Origin of the sequence: Pseudomonas sp. MWU16-30322 (genome assembly GCF_020515535.1) — a bacterium.
GTDB classification, from domain to species: domain Bacteria; phylum Pseudomonadota; class Gammaproteobacteria; order Pseudomonadales; family Pseudomonadaceae; genus Aquipseudomonas; species Aquipseudomonas fluorescens_H.
In genome coordinates this window covers 231413-248670 of the sequence record NZ_JAIWYL010000001.1, presented here as the reverse complement: position 1 = coordinate 248670, position 17258 = coordinate 231413, and the positions used below count along the sequence as shown (strand labels likewise).

The 17258-nt window shown below is 59.8% G+C and carries 14 protein-coding genes; 9 read left to right on the top strand and 5 right to left on the bottom strand.

Going from position 1 to position 17258, the window contains the following annotated elements:
- Nucleotides 1-16: 16 nt before the first annotated feature.
- From uvrC to LCH64_RS01015, 4 genes are all read right to left on the bottom strand, one after another.
- A complete protein-coding gene (uvrC, locus tag LCH64_RS01030) occupies nt 17-1840 on the bottom strand; it encodes an excinuclease ABC subunit UvrC (protein ID WP_003225418.1) in 1824 nt (607 codons plus the stop codon).
- A gap of 2 nt (nt 1841-1842) precedes the next feature.
- Nucleotides 1843-2484 carry a UvrY/SirA/GacA family response regulator transcription factor gene (gene uvrY, locus LCH64_RS01025; protein WP_226499217.1) on the bottom strand — a complete coding sequence of 214 codons (642 nt, stop codon included), beginning with the start codon at nt 2482-2484 and terminating at the stop codon, nt 1843-1845.
- 127 nt (nt 2485-2611) lie between these two features.
- Nucleotides 2612-3055: a GNAT family N-acetyltransferase gene (locus tag LCH64_RS01020; RefSeq protein ID WP_226499216.1), complete on the bottom strand. Its 444-nt coding sequence runs from the start codon at nt 3053-3055 to the stop codon at nt 2612-2614.
- Nucleotides 3052-3813 carry a carbon-nitrogen hydrolase family protein gene (locus LCH64_RS01015; protein WP_226499215.1) on the bottom strand — a complete coding sequence of 254 codons (762 nt, stop codon included), beginning with the start codon at nt 3811-3813 and terminating at the stop codon, nt 3052-3054. Before LCH64_RS01015 ends, LCH64_RS01020 begins: the two co-directional genes overlap by 4 nt.
- Nucleotides 3814-4431: 618 nt before the next feature.
- Here LCH64_RS01015 and LCH64_RS01010 point away from each other — a divergent pair.
- A complete protein-coding gene (locus LCH64_RS01010) occupies nt 4432-5496 on the top strand; it encodes a 3-deoxy-7-phosphoheptulonate synthase (protein ID WP_226499214.1) in 1065 nt (354 codons plus the stop codon).
- 67 nt (nt 5497-5563) lie between these two features.
- Here LCH64_RS01010 and LCH64_RS01005 read toward each other — a convergent pair whose 3' ends face one another.
- Nucleotides 5564-6742 (bottom strand): hypothetical protein, encoded by a 1179-nt coding sequence (locus tag LCH64_RS01005; RefSeq protein WP_226499213.1) that lies wholly within the window; start codon nt 6740-6742, stop codon nt 5564-5566.
- Between the two features lie 337 nt (nt 6743-7079).
- On the opposite strand from LCH64_RS01005, the gene LCH64_RS01000 reads away from it, so the two are divergent.
- The 8 genes from LCH64_RS01000 to LCH64_RS00965 all read left to right on the top strand — a co-directional run bounded on the left by LCH64_RS01000 (nt 7080) and on the right by LCH64_RS00965 (nt 17253).
- Nucleotides 7080-7949, top strand: coding sequence for a triacylglycerol lipase (locus LCH64_RS01000; protein ID WP_226499212.1), 870 nt, complete (start codon nt 7080-7082; stop codon nt 7947-7949).
- 96 nt (nt 7950-8045) lie between these two features.
- On the top strand, nt 8046-8327 hold the full coding sequence (locus LCH64_RS00995; RefSeq protein ID WP_007912303.1) for a peptidylprolyl isomerase: 282 nt from the start codon (nt 8046-8048) through the stop codon (nt 8325-8327).
- A gap of 135 nt (nt 8328-8462) precedes the next feature.
- A complete protein-coding gene (locus LCH64_RS00990) occupies nt 8463-10331 on the top strand; it encodes an extracellular solute-binding protein (RefSeq protein WP_226499211.1) in 1869 nt (622 codons plus the stop codon).
- Nucleotides 10331-11392, top strand: a complete 1062-nt coding sequence (locus LCH64_RS00985) for a microcin C ABC transporter permease YejB (protein WP_226499210.1) — start codon at nt 10331-10333, stop codon at nt 11390-11392. Before LCH64_RS00990 ends, LCH64_RS00985 begins: the two co-directional genes overlap by 1 nt.
- Nucleotides 11392-12414, top strand: coding sequence for an ABC transporter permease (locus tag LCH64_RS00980; protein ID WP_226499209.1), 1023 nt, complete (start codon nt 11392-11394; stop codon nt 12412-12414). Before LCH64_RS00985 ends, LCH64_RS00980 begins: the two co-directional genes overlap by 1 nt.
- Before the next feature lie 9 nt (nt 12415-12423).
- Nucleotides 12424-13998 carry an ABC transporter ATP-binding protein gene (locus LCH64_RS00975; RefSeq protein ID WP_226499208.1) on the top strand — a complete coding sequence of 525 codons (1575 nt, stop codon included), beginning with the start codon at nt 12424-12426 and terminating at the stop codon, nt 13996-13998.
- A gap of 169 nt (nt 13999-14167) precedes the next feature.
- Nucleotides 14168-15583 carry a sigma 54-interacting transcriptional regulator gene (locus LCH64_RS00970; RefSeq protein ID WP_226499207.1) on the top strand — a complete coding sequence of 472 codons (1416 nt, stop codon included), beginning with the start codon at nt 14168-14170 and terminating at the stop codon, nt 15581-15583.
- A 278-nt stretch (nt 15584-15861) separates the two neighbouring features.
- Complete coding sequence (locus LCH64_RS00965; RefSeq protein ID WP_226499206.1) at nt 15862-17253, top strand: GntP family permease; 1392 nt, start codon at nt 15862-15864, stop codon at nt 17251-17253.
- Nucleotides 17254-17258: the final 5 nt, after the last annotated feature.

Below are 17258 nucleotides of genomic sequence, written 5' to 3'. Positions count from 1 at the left end.
GAGGTGAGTTGGCATTCTACTCGCTATGCAGGTTTGCATAAATCGACTCTGCGAGCTTTTTACTGATCCCCGGTGCTTTGGCGATCTCTTCGATGCTTGCACGAGACAGCTCCTGCAATCCACCAAAATGTTTCAACAAGTCCCGACGGCGAGTTGGCCCGACGCCCGCAACGCCTTCCAGCGTTGACGTGCGGCGGGTCTTGCCCCGCCGCGCACGGTGGCCGGTAATCGCGAAGCGGTGAGCTTCGTCGCGAATCTGCTGTATCAGGTGCAGTGCCGGCGAATCTCCGCGCAAGGTGAACTCATGCGCAGCATCATTAAGATACAAAGTTTCGAAACCCGCCTTGCGTGTTGCGCCCTTGGCCACACCCAGCAGGATCAGATCCGGCACCGCCAATTCGTTGAGCACATCACGGGCCATCGACAACTGACCTTTGCCACCGTCCACCAGCAGAATGTCCGGCAGCTTGCCCTCCCCGTCCTTCAATTTGCTGAAGCGGCGAGTCAAGGCCTGATGCATGGCCGCATAGTCATCGCCCGCCGTGACGCCCTCAATGTTGTAACGACGATAGTCGGATTTGATCGCGCCTTCCGGGCCGAACACGACACAGGAAGCGACAGTAGCCTCACCACTGGAGTGACTGATGTCATAGCACTCAAGTCGCTGCGGTGGCTCATCCAGATTCAGCACTTCAGCCAGCGCATCGAAGCGTGCTGCCGTGTGTTGACGATTGGCCAGACGCGCACCCAGCGCCTGCTCGGCATTGGTGACTGCCAACTGCTGCCAGCGAGCCCGGGTGCCACGCACCCGGTGACTGATGCTCAGTTCACGACCACGTAGCTCATGGATCGCTTCGATCAGGGCGGTGGCGTCTTCAGGAACCACGTTGACGATCAACTCGCTCGGCAGGTCGCGTTCCGGACTGCTGATGAAATATTGACCGAGGAACGCCGCCATGACTTCGGCAACCTCCTCCTCGATACCGACCTGAGGAAAGAAGTTCTTGCTGCCCAGCACTCGTCCGCCGCGCACGCTGATCAGATGAACACAGGCGCCACCTGGATTGACGAAGGCTGCAATGACATCGATGTCGCCCGTGCCGCCTTCCATGCTTTGCTGATCCTGGACCCGGCGCAGCAAGGCAATCTGGTCACGCAACTCGGCGGCACGCTCGAATTCAAGATTGATCGCCGCCTCTTCCATTGCCGTGGACAGTTCATTGGTCAGCGCATGACTGCGCCCCTCGAGAAACATCACCGAGTGGCGCACATCTTCGGCGTAGACCTCTGGTTCGACAAGGCCGACACAAGGCGCCTTGCAGCGCTTGATCTGATATTGAAGGCACGGGCGAGTGCGATTCTTGTAGTAACTGTCTTCGCACTGGCGGACGAAAAAGGTCTTTTGCAGCAGGCTGAGGCTTTCGCGAATGGCCCCGGCGCTCGGATACGGGCCGAAATACTTGCCCTTGGCCTTCTTCGCACCACGGTGGATGCTCAGGCGTGGGAACTGGCCGTCAGACAGAAACACATAAGGGTAGGACTTATCATCGCGCAACAGAATGTTATACGGCGGCCGCCACTCCTTGATCAGGGTCTGCTCAAGCAGCAACGCCTCGGTTTCGTTGGCGGTGATGGTGGTTTCGACCTGCGCGATACGCCCGACCAGCGCAGCGGTTTTCGGCGCCAGCCCGGTCTTGCGAAAATAGCTGGCAAGGCGCTTCTTCAGGTTCTTGGCCTTGCCTACGTACAGCAGGCGCGCCTCGCTGTCGAACATGCGATAGACGCCGGGACGCCCACTGACAGTCGCCAGAAAGGCGCCGGGATCAAATGCTTCAGTCATGATCAGGCGCTGGCATCAACCATGCCGTGGCGTACTGCCAACAGCGTCAGCTCAACGTCGCTGCTGATCGACAGCTTTTCGAAGATCCGGTAGCGATAGGTGTTCACCGTTTTCGGCGACAGGCAGAGTTTGTCGGAGATGATCTGCACCTTCTGGCAGCCGACAATCATCAACGCGATCTGGATTTCCCGTTCGGACAAGGCATCAAAAGGTGAATCGTTGGTTGGCTGGAACGACTTGATCGCCAGTTGATGGGCAATCTGCGGACTGATGTAACGCTGCCCGGCGAACACCAGCCGGATGGCCTGGACCATCTCCGGCAATCCAGCGCCCTTGGTCAGGTAGCCGGCGGCGCCCGCCTGCAGCAGACGCGTAGGAAATGGATCTTCCTCGCACACAGTGACAGCGACGACCTTGATGTCCGGATGACTGCGCAGCAGCTTGCGCGTGGCCTCAAGACCACCGATACCGGGCATCTTGACGTCCATCAGGACTACATCGGGTTTCAACTCACGGGCCTTGATCAGGGATTCTTCCCCGGACTCGGCCTGTCCAACCACCTGCAAGCCATCGATATCGGCCAGCATACGTGTAATGCCTGTACGAACGAGATCATGGTCATCGACCACTAGCCCCCTAATCAAGCAGACACCTCGCGATATGGTCTTATTGGGATGCCGGACACCTTAGCAAAAAGTGCCAGACAGACCTAGCGGCAAGCATCATTTAAAAAGTTTCAATTCATCATCGAGGGCTTGCCGGCCGTGGGTTTCAGAGCACAGGTGTACCGAAATCGAGCTGCATCCTCAGGAAACACTCGTCCTCGCCACACCTGATCAAGCCCTTTCTCTTATACAGGCTTTGTGCCGGATTATTTTTGAATACTGTCAGACGCAGCGCCGGAAGTCCTTCGGTGCGGGCCATGGCGATAACCTGATCAATCGCCCAGGATCCTGCGCCCTGCCTGCGAAAGGCCTCGGTTATTTGCAGCTCGCGGATGTACAGCGCCCGACGATCCCGACTGAGGCTGAAAAAACCCAAGAGAACTTCATCAAGAATGATCAGCCAGTTGTCCCGCCCATCCCAGGCAACATCGAACGCTTCGTCCTGCCACAGCAAATCGTGCTCAATGTAATAGCGCAGCATGTTCCGGCACGTCAGTTCGCGGGCAAATTCCCGATCATCCGGCTCAGCGCGACGCAAATGGTAGGTCATTGCCCCACCGTCACAGGGACTGTCCGCCCGAGCCATTCGCCAGCATCACGTCGAGCGATCACCAGGAGTTGACCTGGGCCTGGCGCGGCGATGACCAGCGCCCCGTTTTCAGACCAGACCGCGCTGCGCCCCGCCGACTGCCATCCACCTGTTAGCCCGGCGTGATTGGCCATCAGCACCGCCATTGAGTGGCTTTGGGCATAGCCCTGCAGTATTGCGCTATCCACGCCATAGCCTTTTTCGCCAATCAGCACGCCTGCTGCGTACAGGTCGGCGCCAGCACCGGCGGCCGCTGCCGCGTGGCTGGAGTGGGAAAAATCAGCGCAGACCGCGAGCGCGACGGTGTCGCGACCTATGCGCAAGGTCGAACCACCAGTCCCTGGGGCATAGAAAAGCTCTTCGCCGCTGTGCAAATGTTGTTTGCTGTAAACCTCTAGAGAGCCGTCTTTGCCTAACGTCAGAGCGCCGATCAATACCTGCTTACTGCCCTGCTGGCGAATCGGCATGCCGACGACGGCGCTCAGCCCAAGCTCGCGAGCGCAATCGCGCAAGGGTTGCAGCACCGGATCCAGCGGATCGATTGCCAGGTCTGCGGCCATCTGGCCTTCGTAGCCTGTCAACGACAACTCCGGGAACACCAGCAGCTCGACGCTCTGCTCCGCCGCCGTGGCCATGAAACGCAAATGACGGGTGATGTTTGCCGCCAGATCACCAGCAACGGAAAACGATTGGGCGGCAGCGATGGTGAACGTCGACATTATTCATCCCTAGAGTGATGCAAAACACGCAGTGTGTCACAACGTCCGTGGCACTCAAGCGATAGGTAACGCCTTGAATGAGCAATAGCAATTTCTGATTGCTCAGGCATATGGGCCTCTAGTAAGCTCGGCGCATTCATCGGAGACAGACCATGTTCAACGCCCTCTCACAGCTTCGTTCCGCTAGCGCCCTGCGCTCGGTTGCGGCTGCACGGGCGAATGACGTTTGCGCTCCAGCGAGCTTTTATTTTGGGTATTGGTTTAGCCACTGGCGCGCCTGATACCCACACGGCGCCCATAAAAACGGGTCGCCTACCAGAGAATTCTCAACCCCCGGTCGGCCTCCCGACCGGGGGTTTTGTTTTTTCAGGCCCATAACTTTTTCAGCAACACACCAGACACTTTGAGGAATCACGACATGAACTACGCCACTTATTACCGTTACGACACTTTTACCGCCTGGCGATTTAGCAGCCTCCGCTCGGGACAGCCTGCCGCCTCCGATCGGTCACCCACAGGTGGCAAGCACACACACGCAGCCAATCCGGCCAATTGTCGAACACCCCAGTAGGGCCGAGTGAGCGGGAAGCACCCGCCGCCAGCCCAGGAATTCCGAATATGAACTCGTCTGTTTCTGCTCTGCCACTGACCACCCTGAACTCTGCCAACGAAGCACTGACCCTGCGTCTGCCCAGCTCGTTGCAGCTCAAACAGCAATTGCCCCTGAGCAATGCCCTCGCCCAGCAAGTCGCAGCCCACCGCCAGGCGGTCCGTGCGATTCTCAATGGCGAAGACCATCGCTTGCTGGTCGTTGTCGGCCCTTGCTCCATTCACGATCCACGCTCCGCACTCGAATACGCGGAAAAGCTTTCCCGCCTGGCCCATGAAGTCAGCAACGAAATGCTGCTGGTGATGCGCGCCTACGTCGAAAAACCACGCACCACCGTTGGCTGGAAAGGTCTTGCCTACGACCCACACCTGGACGGCAGCGATGACATGGCCGCCGGCCTGACCCTGTCGCGTGAATTGATGCTTGAAATGATCCGTCTGGGACTGCCTATCGCTACCGAGTTGCTGCAGCCAATGGCTGCCGGCTACTTCGACGACCTGCTTAGTTGGGTTGCCATCGGCGCACGCACCACCGAGTCGCAGATTCACCGGGAAATGGCCAGCGGCCTGAGCATGCCCGTCGGTTTCAAGAACGGTACCGACGGTGGCGTAACCGTAGCCGTCGATGCCATGCGTTCGGCAGCCCATCCACATCGACACTTCGGCGTCGACAGCCAAGGGCACCCGGCGATCATTCAGACACCGGGCAACCCCGACACTCATCTGGTACTGCGCGGTGGTCATCAAGGCCCGAACTACGATCGCGAAAGCGTCGCCCGGGTACATGCCGACCTGAATCGCTTGAAGATTCCGAGCCGAATCATGGTCGATTGCAGCCACGCCAACAGCGGCAAGGATCCACTGCGCCAGCCCGACGTGTTCAACGAGGTACTCGAGCAACGGCTGCAAGGTGATCGCTCCTTGATCGGCATGATGATCGAGTCCCATCTGTTCGAGGGCTGCCAGCCTTTGAGCCCCGCCCTGCGTTATGGCGTATCCGTCACCGATGGTTGCCTGGGGTTCGGCGCGACGGAGCAGTTGCTCTCGAACGCAGCCAAACGACTGAAAGCCTGACGCTCAGAACAGCCTTTGCGGGTTGAATCAGTAACCCGCAAAGGTCGGACCATCGCTCAATCCAGAGTTACGCCCGTACTCGGACCCGGGCAACGCCGGAAGCCTGACTGGCATCATCCAGTCGCTCCACCGAATACGACACCTGCACCACGGTTTCCCGATGCTCGCGCCAGAAGCGGTACGGCACGATGAACACCAAAGGTTGCCCAGCGTTCTCCCGAGTGATGTCCCGGTCATCGCGATGACTGAAATACTCGCCATCGCATTTCAGGTACACCAGCTCTCCCTCCTCGGCCTGAGCATCGCCGATCACCACGGTAACCCCGTCTACCGCATCTGCCGCTTCCAGCTCACCGTCTTGCGCTTCCAGCACCTGCGGCGCCGCGAGATCCCCCCGAATCAACGGTGCGATCAGAATTCGCGAGTTCGCAGACTTCCTTACCTGCGCCGCTGCTGATTCGACCCGGTAACTGACGTTCACCTCTTGTGTGGAATGGGCAGCGATGCAATCGGCGTTTATCCAGAAAGACAACGCTTCACCAACGGCAAACGGCTCCACGGTCAACACATCATTGAATGCCGGCGCTCCCTCCGCGCCTTGCCAGGACAGGCTGATCCGGTCACCGGCCGCCATCCGGGCATAGGGGCGCACAGTGACACTTGTACCCTGTGGAACACGGGACGGATCGAGCGTCCCGCCCACTGTTTCTTCAATGATCGGTGCAAGCAGCTCAGGCTCTGGATCGCCCACATCCAGTTGCAGGCGACGGGATGACACCGGCTGAGGCAGTGCAACGCTATGCAGCGTCCAGTAAAGCTCCAGCGAACCGCGCTCCAGCGGCGCAATGTGCAGACCTTTTATGACAAAGACGATTTCCTCGCCCACCTGGCCTTCACTTACCGAGCGGGTGGCCTCATGGCTATAAGCCAACCCTTCGTCATCGAGTCCTCGCCAGCTCAGCACCAGTTTGTCGCCGCACATCATGTCCGGGTAAGGCGCAATCCTGACGAATGCATGGCTCAGAGAAGGATCAAGCATCCCGCCCTCCAACACCTCGACCGTCGGGGCGGACAGGTCCAAGGCCGGCGATGAAGCGGGTGCAGACGCCGGTCGATAGCTGAATTCGAAATTTTCACCGTCCACCTTCAAGCTCAGATGGCCGCCTCCTTCGGTGGCAACCGACAAGGGGACAATGTTTGCCGGCGGCATTGCACAAGACTCGCTAGTGACTTCGTAAATAGACATTCGCAGCTCCATTCCTTGGATAGAACGCTGCCATCAAGGCAGCGTCGAACGAAATCCATTGAACATCATCCAGCGAATCGGCGAAGTCAGCCCAAAGCCCCGCACCCCCGAGGCAAACACACCGTCTGACGTAGGCAGACAGCGACGAATCTGTCGATACGCGGCAAAAGATTGCCAAATGTTCCGACTAGCCCCTCAAGCAGAAACGAAAATTCGCACCATTTTTAGTCCAGATTCCCTTTCACTCCGAGGATTTTTCAGACATCGCCAACCCGTAGGCCTGTTTTACAGTGGCACGCACCAACCACTGACAAGCATCTGCAAAAGAGGCAGGAACATGCAACGGAATGCGACAACCCGCTACCCCATCCTTTTGGTCCATGGCCTGTTCGGGTTTGACCGTATCGGCCGTTTCGAGCTTTTTCATGATGTCAAGCAAGCACTGAGGGCGGCAGGTGGACAAGTGTTTGTGCCGCAACTCTCCGCAGCCCATGACAACGAAGTTCGTGGCCAGCAACTGCTGCTGCAGATTGAACGGGTCCTGCAGGGCACCGGGGCCGCCAGGGTCAACCTGATCGGACATAGCCAAGGTGCGCTGGCCAGCCGTTTCGCCGCAGCAGTGGCACCGCACAAGGTCGCCTCGGTCACGTCGGTCAGTGGGCCCAACCACGGTTCGGAACTGGCGGACACGTTGCGCCAGGCACTGATTCCGGGGAGCCTGCCGGAGCAGGTGGCAGAGCAAGTGGCGACCCGGTTCGCTGATTTCCTCTCGCTACTCAGTGGTCAACCGACCCTGCCGCAGAATGCCGTGGCAGCGCTGAACGCCCTGACCACCCTGGCGGTCAGCCAATTCAACAAGAAGTATCCTCAAGGCCTGCCTTCTACCTGGGGCGGCCAAGGCGCGGAACGGGTCAATGACGTTCACTACTATTCCTGGAGCGGCACGCTGCAGGAAGGATGGCTTGCGCCGCTTGATCCGGTACATGCCGTCTGCCGGGCATTGTCCGGCCATTTCGTCGCGGAAGCGGGACAGAACGATGGTTTCGTGGGCCGCTACAGCTCGCATTTGGGCTCGGTCATCCGCTCCGACTACCCCTTCAACCACCTCGCCACCCTGCGGCGACCAGACGGTTTACTAAACCCCGCCCCTGATCCCGTCGAACTCTACGTCGAGCACGCTCTGCGCCTGAAAGCCGCACAACTGTAGACATACGCCAATAAGCCGAGTGGAACTTTGCCGAGAAATCGCTTACTGAATCCGGTAGGCTCCACACTTTACTGAAATAGATTGGAGAGTTTCCCCATGGCTAAAGCCACTGCCCGCCACATCCTGGTTTCCAGCGAAGACAAGTGCAACGAACTCAAGGCCCAGATCGAAGGCGGTGCTGATTTCGCCGAAGTCGCCAAGGCCAACTCTACCTGCCCGTCCAGCCGTCAGGGCGGCGACCTGGGCTCGTTCGGTCCTGGCCAGATGGTCAAGGAATTCGACACCGTGGTCTTCAGCGCGCCGATCAACGTCGTGCAAGGCCCGGTGAAGACCCAGTTCGGTTATCACCTGCTCGAAGTCACCAGCCGCCAGGACTGATCTCGCGTCCGGTTTGCTGTGCCACGGCCCGCCTTTTGGTGGGCCGTTGTGTTTTGGTTACAGGATACGGCTGGCGACTGACGCGCCGCTCGCGTACAAATTGCGCTTATCGATCACCCGGCTTTAAGGCTGACAATGCGACTGGCTTTCCCGACTTTGCTGTTCACTGCCGTGGCCCTGTTGTTGGGCGCCGCTGGTGTGGACGCCACCCCGCAACACGCTTTGACCGTCTATGGCGAACCCGCCAAATACCCGGCCGGTTTCAGCCATTTCGACTACACCAACCCGCAGGCCCCCAAGGGCGGCACCATGCGCCGCTCGGCGATAGAGATCGGGCATTTCGATCACATCCTGCCTTATATAGACAAAGGCATCGGCGTCACCCAGATCGACGGCATGCTCTATTCGCCTCTGGCCCAGCGCTCGATGGATGAGCCTTACACGGTCTACGGCCTGGTGGCGCAAAAGATGGAGCGCTCGGAGGATGGCCTGTCGCTGCGCTTCTTCATCAATCCCAAGGCACGCTTCGCCGACGGCAAACCGATCACTGCCGAAGATGTGCGTTACACCTATGACCTGTTGATGACCCAGGGCAGCCTGCGTTATCGCACGCAGTTCGCCGACGTCAAAGGCGTGGAAGTGGAAGCGCCGCTGACCGTGCGTTTCGATTTCAAGAGCAATGAGAACCGCACCTTGCCGCTGGACATCGCCACCCTGCCGGTATTCCCCGAGCACTGGTGGAAAACCCGCGACTTCGCCGGCGGTGGTGGTTATGAACCGCCACTGGGCAGCGGCCCGTATCGGGTCGGCAAGGTCGACTCCGGGCGCAGCATCACCTTCGAGCGCAACCCTGACTGGTGGGGCAAGGATCTACCGGTCAGTCGCGGCCTGTATAACTTCGATCACTTCAGCATCGAGTATTTCGGCGACACCGATGTCGCCCGTCAGGTTCTGCGCGGTGGCGCCTATGACTACAACCGCGAGTTTTCCGCGACCGGCTATTCGATCGGCTACGACAGCCCCGCGCTGAGTGACGGCCGCTTGCAGAAAGCCCACCTCGCCACCGAAGCCCCGCAATCGGCCCAAGGCTTTGTATTCAACCTGCAGAAACCGATGTTTCAGGATCGTCGGGTACGCCAGGCGCTGGCGATGCTCTGGGATTTCGAGTGGAGCAACCGGCAGATGATGCGCAACATGTACATCCGCCAGCAGAGCTATTTCTCCAACTCCGCACTGGCAGCCCGCGAGTTGCCGGATGCCGCCGAGCTGAAAATCCTCGAACCGTTGCGCGGGCAAATTCCAGAAGAGGTGTTCACCCAGGTCTTCGAAGCGCCGAAAACCGATGGCAGCGGTTTGATCCGCGACAAGCAACTGCAAGCCCTGCGATTGCTGGAACAGGCTGGCTGGAAACCTGATGGCGACCAATTGGTCAACGCCGAGGGCGAGCCGTTGAGTTTCACCTTTCTGGTCAGCCAGAACGGCATGGACCGTCTGCTCCTGCCTTACAAGCGCACGCTGAAACAGATCGGCATCGACCTGAATATCCGCCGCATCGACTCTTCGCAATACGTCAATCGCCTGATGAGCCGCGACTACGACATGATCGTCACCGGCTATCCGGTCACCACGTCTCCGGGTGGCGAGCTGCTCAATTACTTCGGTTCGATTTCGGCCAACGACCCCGGCGCCAACAATTACATGGTGCTGAAGAATCCGGCAGTCGATACCTTGATCAATGGCCTGATCCGCGCCTCGACCCAAAGCGACATGCTGCACTACGCCCACGCCCTGGACCGGGTGTTGCAATGGAATTACTACTGGATTCCCAATTATTACCCGCCGGGCACCTCCACCGTGTGGTGGAACCGTTTCGGCATGCCGGCGATACAGGCCAGCAATGACGAAGCGATCGAGAGCTGGTGGGAAGTCAGCAGTACGCCGCTGACCAACCAGCAGATGACCGCCGCAAAAATCGGCCGTGGCAGACCCGGAGGACCGCACTGATGTTGGCATACATTCTGCGGCGCCTGCTGCTGATCATTCCGACGCTGGTGATCATTCTGCTGGTCAATTTCGTGATCATTCAGGCGGCACCCGGCGGCCCGGTCGAACAGGCCATCGCTCATCTGCAAGGGATCGGCGGTGCCAGTGTCGGCGGCAGTTCCAGCGAGACCATGAGCAGCACTTCGCGTGCCAGCCGCGGCCTCGATCCGCAACTGATCAAGGACATCGAAAAACAGTACGGTTTCGACAAACCGGCGCATGAACGCCTGTGGCTGATGCTCAAGAACTACGCGCAGCTGGATTTTGGCAAAAGCTTTTTCCGCGGCGCGACGGTCACCGACCTGATTCTGGAAAAAATGCCAGTGACCATTTCCCTCGGCCTGTGGGCGACGCTGATCACCTATCTGGTGTCGATCCCGCTGGGCATCCGCAAGGCGGTGCATCACGGCAGCCATTTCGATATCTGGAGCAGCACTGCGATCATCATTGGCTACGCGATGCCGGCGTTTCTGTTCGCGATGTTCCTGATCGTGGTGTTTGCCGGTGGCACATCATTGAACTGGTTTCCGGTGCGCGGGCTGGTCTCCGACAACTTCGAATCGCTGTCGACCCTGGGCAAGATCGCCGATTACTTCTGGCATCTGGTGTTGCCCGTGACGGCACTGGTCATCGGTGGTTTCGCCACGCTGACGATCCTCACCAAGAACTCGTTCCTCAATGAAATCACCCGACAATATGTGGTCACCGCACGCGCCAAAGGCTTGAGCGAACGCCGTGTGCTTTACGGCCACGTGTTCCGCAACGCGATGCTGCTGGTGGTTTCGGGAATTCCGCAGGCGTTTATCAGCGTGTTTTTTGCCGGTTCGCTGCTGATCGAAGTGATCTTTTCCCTCGACGGCCTCGGCCGCATGAGCTACGAAGCGGCGGTTTCCCGGGACTATCCGGTGGTGTTCGGCTCGTTGTTCATCTTCACCCTGTTCGGCCTGCTGATAAAACTGATCGGCGACTTGTGCTACACCCTGGTCGACCCCCGTATCGACTTCGCCGCGAGGAACGCCTGATGTTCAAGCTCTCGCCTCTGGGCCGTCGCCGTTTTGCACGATTCAAGAAAAACCGCCGAGGCTGGTGGTCGTTGTGGCTGTTTATCGGCCTGTTCCTGCTCAGCCTTGGTGGTGAACTGATCGCCAACGACAAACCGTTGGTCGTCAGCTATCAAAACCAACTCTACTTTCCGGTTTTCAAGCGCTACACCGAGCAGGAGTTTGGCGGGCAACTGCCGTTCCAGGCCGATTACCGCAGTGAGTATGTGCAGAACCTGATCCGCAAGGACGGTGGCTGGCTGCTGTTCCCGCCGATCCCGTTCAGCGAGGACACCCCCAACTACGATCTCAACCAACCCGCGCCGAGCCCGCCCTCCAGTGTCAACTGGCTGGGCACCGACGATCAGGCGCGCGACGTGTTGGCGCGGGTGATTTTCGGCGCCCGGGTGTCGATCCTGTTTGCCCTGATGCTGACCGCTATCAGCGCGTTGATTGGCATCGCCGCCGGCGCTCTGCAAGGTTATTACGGCGGCTGGGTCGATCTGCTCGGGCAACGCGTGCTGGAGGTCTGGAGCGGATTGCCGGTGCTGTATCTGCTGATCATTCTGTCCGGTTTCGTCGAGCCGAATTTCTGGTGGCTGCTGGGGATCATGGCGCTGTTTTCGTGGCTGGCACTGGTGGATGTGGTGCGCGCGGAGTTTCTGCGCGGACGTAACCTGGAATACGTCAAAGCGGCTCGCGCGTTGGGCCTGACTGACCGCAAAGTGATTTTCCGGCACATCCTGCCCAATGCGATGAACGCGACGCTGAGTTACTTGCCGTTCATTCTGACCGGGGCGATTTCCACTCTCACCGCCCTCGACTTCCTAGGTTTCGGCATGCCCGCCGGCAGTGCTTCGCTGGGCGAGCTGATCGGTCAGGGCAAACAAAACCTGCAAGCGCCATGGCTCGGGCTGACGGCGTTTTTCACTTTGGCGCTGATTCTTTCTTTACTGGTGTTCATCGGCGAAGCGTTACGTGACGCGTTCGACCCTCGATCCTGAAGTGTGACCATGACTGATAACCTGATCGAAATCCGTGACCTGAATGTCGCCTTCCATGGCCAGCCGGCGGTGCGCAACCTGTGCCTGGACATCCGCCCTGGCGAATGCCTGGCCCTGGTCGGCGAGTCGGGCTCGGGCAAGTCGGTAACCGCGCATTCGATCCTGCAATTGCTCCCCGAAGGCGATGCGCAAACCAGCGGCAGCATTCGCTATCGCGGTCAGGAACTGCTCGGCGCCGATCCCAAGGTCCTGCGTGAACTGCGTGGCAACCGCATCGCGATGATCTTCCAGGAGCCGATGACCTCGCTCAATCCGCTGCACACCATCGAAAAGCAGATCGGCGAAACCCTGCTGGTGCATCGGGGACTGGGCGGTAAAGCGGCGCAACAACGCATCCTTGAACTGCTGGAACTGGTGGGTATTCAAAAGCCCGAAGAACGCCTCAAGGCCTATCCGCATCAACTGTCCGGCGGCCAGCGGCAACGGGTGATGATCGCCATGGCCTTGGCTTGCGAGCCGGAACTGCTGATCGCCGATGAACCGACCACGGCGCTGGATGTGACGGTGCAGCGCAAGATCCTGCTGCTGCTCAAGTCCTTGCAACAACGCCTGGGCATGTCGCTGCTGCTGATCAGTCACGACCTCAATCTGGTGCGCAGCATCGCGCAACGGGTGTGCGTGATGAAGGCTGGCGAGATCGTCGAGCAGGCGCCGTGCGAAACCCTGTTTACCGAACCGAAGCACCCTTACAGCTGCGTGCTGCTGAATGCCGAACCGGAGGGCGAAGCCCTGCCCCGGGACGAGCGCGAGAACGTGCTGGAGGTGGATGATCTTCGGGTCGAGTTCGTTGTCGGTGGCGGGCTGTTCCAGCGCAAACAATATTTGCGGGCGGTGGACGGCATCAGCCTGAATATCCAGCGCGGCAAAACCCTGGGCATCGTCGGCGAGTCCGGTTCGGGTAAATCGACCCTGGGCCAGGCGATTCTGCGGCTGCTCGACTCCGAGGGCAGCATCCGCTTTCAGGGCGCGGCCCTCGACGGTCTCGATCAGAAGCAGTTGCGGCCGTGGCGTCGGCAGATGCAGGTGGTATTTCAGGACCCGTTCGGCAGTCTCAGTCCACGGATGTCCGTGGCGCAAATCATCAGTGAAGGGCTGGAGGTGCATTGCCAGTCCAGCGCCGAAGAGTGCGATGCACAGGTGATCCGCGTGCTCAAGGAAGTTGGCCTGGACCCGGAGAGTCGTCATCGCTACCCGCACGAATTTTCCGGAGGTCAGCGCCAGCGCATCGCCATCGCCCGGGCGCTGGTGCTGAAACCGGCGCTGATCCTGCTCGACGAACCGACTTCGGCCCTTGACCGTACCGTGCAGAAACAAGTGGTCGCCCTGCTCCGCGACCTTCAGGAAAAACACGGCCTGACCTACCTGTTCATCAGCCACGACCTGGCGGTGGTGCGGGCGCTGGCGCATGACATGATCGTGATCAAGGACGGCAAAGTGGTTGAACGCGGTGCCAGCCATGAGGTGTTCGATTCGCCGCAGCATCCTTACACCAAGGAGCTGTTGGCGGCGGCACATCCGGGGTAGGCATGATCACCGTTTGACTTGAAACCGAGTCGCGGCCTTCGCGAGCAAGCCCGCTCCCACAGGGATTCGGGTTGTACCCAAATATTGGGTACCCCAGAGAAACCTGTGGGAGCGGGCTTGCTCGCGAAGAGGGCCTTACAGACAACCCAAACTCCGGATCAACCCACGCATGAACACCACCGAAAGCCTCAAGGACTACCAACGCGTTCGCACGCTGGCGATCCGCTCGCTGTTCGAGATCATCGAGCAGTCCAGCGAAGGCACGGTGATTGTCGATCGTGACGCGAACATCGTCTGGATGAACGAGCGCTATGCGCGGCGTTTTGGTCTTGAGTCGGCGAAAAAAGCCATCGGCAAACCCTGCGAAAGCGTGATCCCCGGCAGCCTGCTGCGTGAAGTGGTGCGCACCGGCCGCCCCATTCTGCTGGACATGCAGGACACGCCGAAAGAGCCGCTGGTGGTGATGCGTCTGCCGATCCTCGACGCCGCCGGAGCGGTGATCGGCGCCATCGGGTTTGCCCTGTTCGACGAATTGCGCAGCCTGTCACCGATGCTCAAGCGCTACCTGAGCATGCAGGAAGAACTGGCCTCGACCCGCTCGCTGCTGCGGGCGCGGCAGACCAAATACAACTTCGCCCATTTCATCGGCACCAGCAGCGCCAGCCTCGAAGTCAAACGCCGCGCCCGTCGCAGTGCGAGCACCGATTCACCGGTGTTGCTGCTCGGCGAAACCGGCACCGGCAAGGAGTTGCTGGCCCAGGCGATTCACAGCGCTTCGCCCCGGGCGCACAAAGCCTTCGTCAGCATCAACAGTGCGGCGATTCCCGAAGCGCTGCTGGAAGCCGAGTTTTTCGGCACCGCGCCCGGTGCGTTTACCGGCGCTGACCGCAAGGGTCGGACCGGCAAGTTGCAGATCGCACAGGGCGGCACGCTGTTTCTCGATGAGATCGGTGACATGCCGTTGCCGCTGCAGAGCAAACTGCTGCGGGTGCTGCAGGAAAAGGAATTCGAACCGGTTGGCTCCAACGACGTGATTCAGAGCGATGTGCGAGTGATCGCGGCGACTTCGACCGATCTGCAAGCCGCGATCAAGCGCGGTGAGTTCCGCGCCGATCTGTATTACCGCCTCAACGTGCTGCCGATCCAGGTTCCGCCGCTGCGCGAGCGTCTCGACGATTTGCCGGCGCTCAGCGAAGCGATTCTTGAAGAGTTGCGTAGCCAGCATGAACTCAGCCGCGCGGCGTTGGAACTGCTCGGACAACATGCTTGGCCGGGGAACATTCGTGAATTGCGCAACGTGCTGGAGCGCGCGGCGCTGCTCAGCGATGACCTGATCCTCACCGAAGAGGATATTCGTGCAGCCATCGGCACGTTTACCCCGGTTGAGCGTCCGTCGGGTTCGACGCTGGAACCGTTGGCCGAGGAGACATTCGCCGAGGCACGGCAGCGGTTTGACCGGCAGTTGATCCAGTCTGCCCTCGCGCAATGTGCGGGCAAAGTGCCGGAGGCGGCGGCTCGACTGGGGCTGGGACGCTCGACGCTGTACAAGAAGATGCTGGCCTTGGGTATCGCAGAGTCTCAATAAAGAGACTTAAGTCTCCAAAAAAAGACAGCAGCAAGAGCTTCGCGAGCAAGCCCGCTCCCACAGGGGGGTACGCATTCCAAATGTGGGAGCGGGCTTGCTCGCGAAGGCGTCAGCCCTCTCAGCAAAAATCTCCAGAAAGAGACAACCCTTCAACTCTCAACACGCTGAAACCTATAAAACCCTTACATTTCAATGGTTTGAATATCTGGCACAGATCTCGCTAAAGCCCTCCCCACACCCGCTTCACCCACAAAAATAACAATCCCTGGAGACACACCATGAGTGTGATCATTGCCTTGGCAGCCCTCGCGCTGCTGATGCTCGCCGCCTACCGTGGCTACAGCGTTATCCTCTTCGCCCCGATTGCCGCCCTCGGCGCTGTCCTGCTCACCGACCCGTCCGCCGTCGCCCCTGCCTTCACCGGGGTGTTCATGGAGAAAATGGTCGGTTTCATCAAACTGTATTTCCCGGTATTCCTGCTCGGCGCCGTGTTCGGCAAGTTGATCGAATTGTCGGGGTTCTCCCGTTCGATCGTGGCTGCGGCGATTGGCTTGCTCGGCACCCGACAGGCGATGCTGGTGATCGTGCTGGTCTGCGCCCTGCTCACCTACGGCGGCGTATCGCTGTTCGTGGTGGTGTTTGCGGTGTATCCGTTTGCCGCCGAGATGTTCCGCCAGAGCAATATTCCCAAGCGCCTGATTCCGGCGACCATCGCCCTCGGCGCGTTCTCCTTCACCATGGACGCCCTGCCCGGCACTCCGCAGATCCAGAACATCATCCCCAGCACCTTCTTCAACACCACCGCGTGGGCCGCGCCGTGGCTGGGGGTGATCGGTACGATTTTCGTGTTCTGCGCCGGCATGCTGTTCCTGCAGCGCCAGCGCAACAAGGCGCAGCGCGCGGGTGAAGGCTACGGCACCGAACTGCGTAACGAGCCGGAAACGGCCGAAGATCTGCAGCTGCCGAATCCATGGATCGCCCTGTCGCCACTGCTGGCGGTGGGCATCATGAATCTGTTGTTCACCCAGTGGATTCCGCAGTGGTACGGCAAGACCCACAGCCTGGCGCTGCCGGGGATGGCCGCGCCGGTGACCACGGAAATCGCCAAGCTCACGGCGATCTGGGCGGTGCAGGCGGCATTGCTGATCGGCATCCTGATGGTGCTGGTGTTCGGCTTCAAGGCGATCCGCAGCAAACTCGCCGAAGGCAGCAAAAGCGCGGTCAGCGGCGCATTGCTGGCGGCAATGAACACCGCCTCGGAATACGGCTTCGGCGCGGTAATCGCTTCGTTGCCAGGCTTTCTGGTGCTGGCCGACTGGCTCAAGCAAATCCCCAATCCATTGGTCAACGAAGCGATTACCGTCACCCTGCTGGCGGGTATCACCGGTTCGGCGTCGGGCGGCATGAGCATCGCGCTGGCGGCGATGTCCGAGCAGTTCATCGCGGCGGCGCACGCGGCGAACATTCCGCTGGAAGTGCTGCACCGCGTGGCCGCGATGGCCAGCGGCGGCATGGACACTCTGCCGCACAACGGCGCGGTGATCACCCTGCTGGCGGTTACCGGCCTGACCCACCGCGAAGCCTATAAAGACATTTTCTGTATTACGCTGATCAAGACCCTGGCGGTCTTCGTAGTGATCGGCACTTTCTACGCCACTGGCATTGTGTGAGGTAT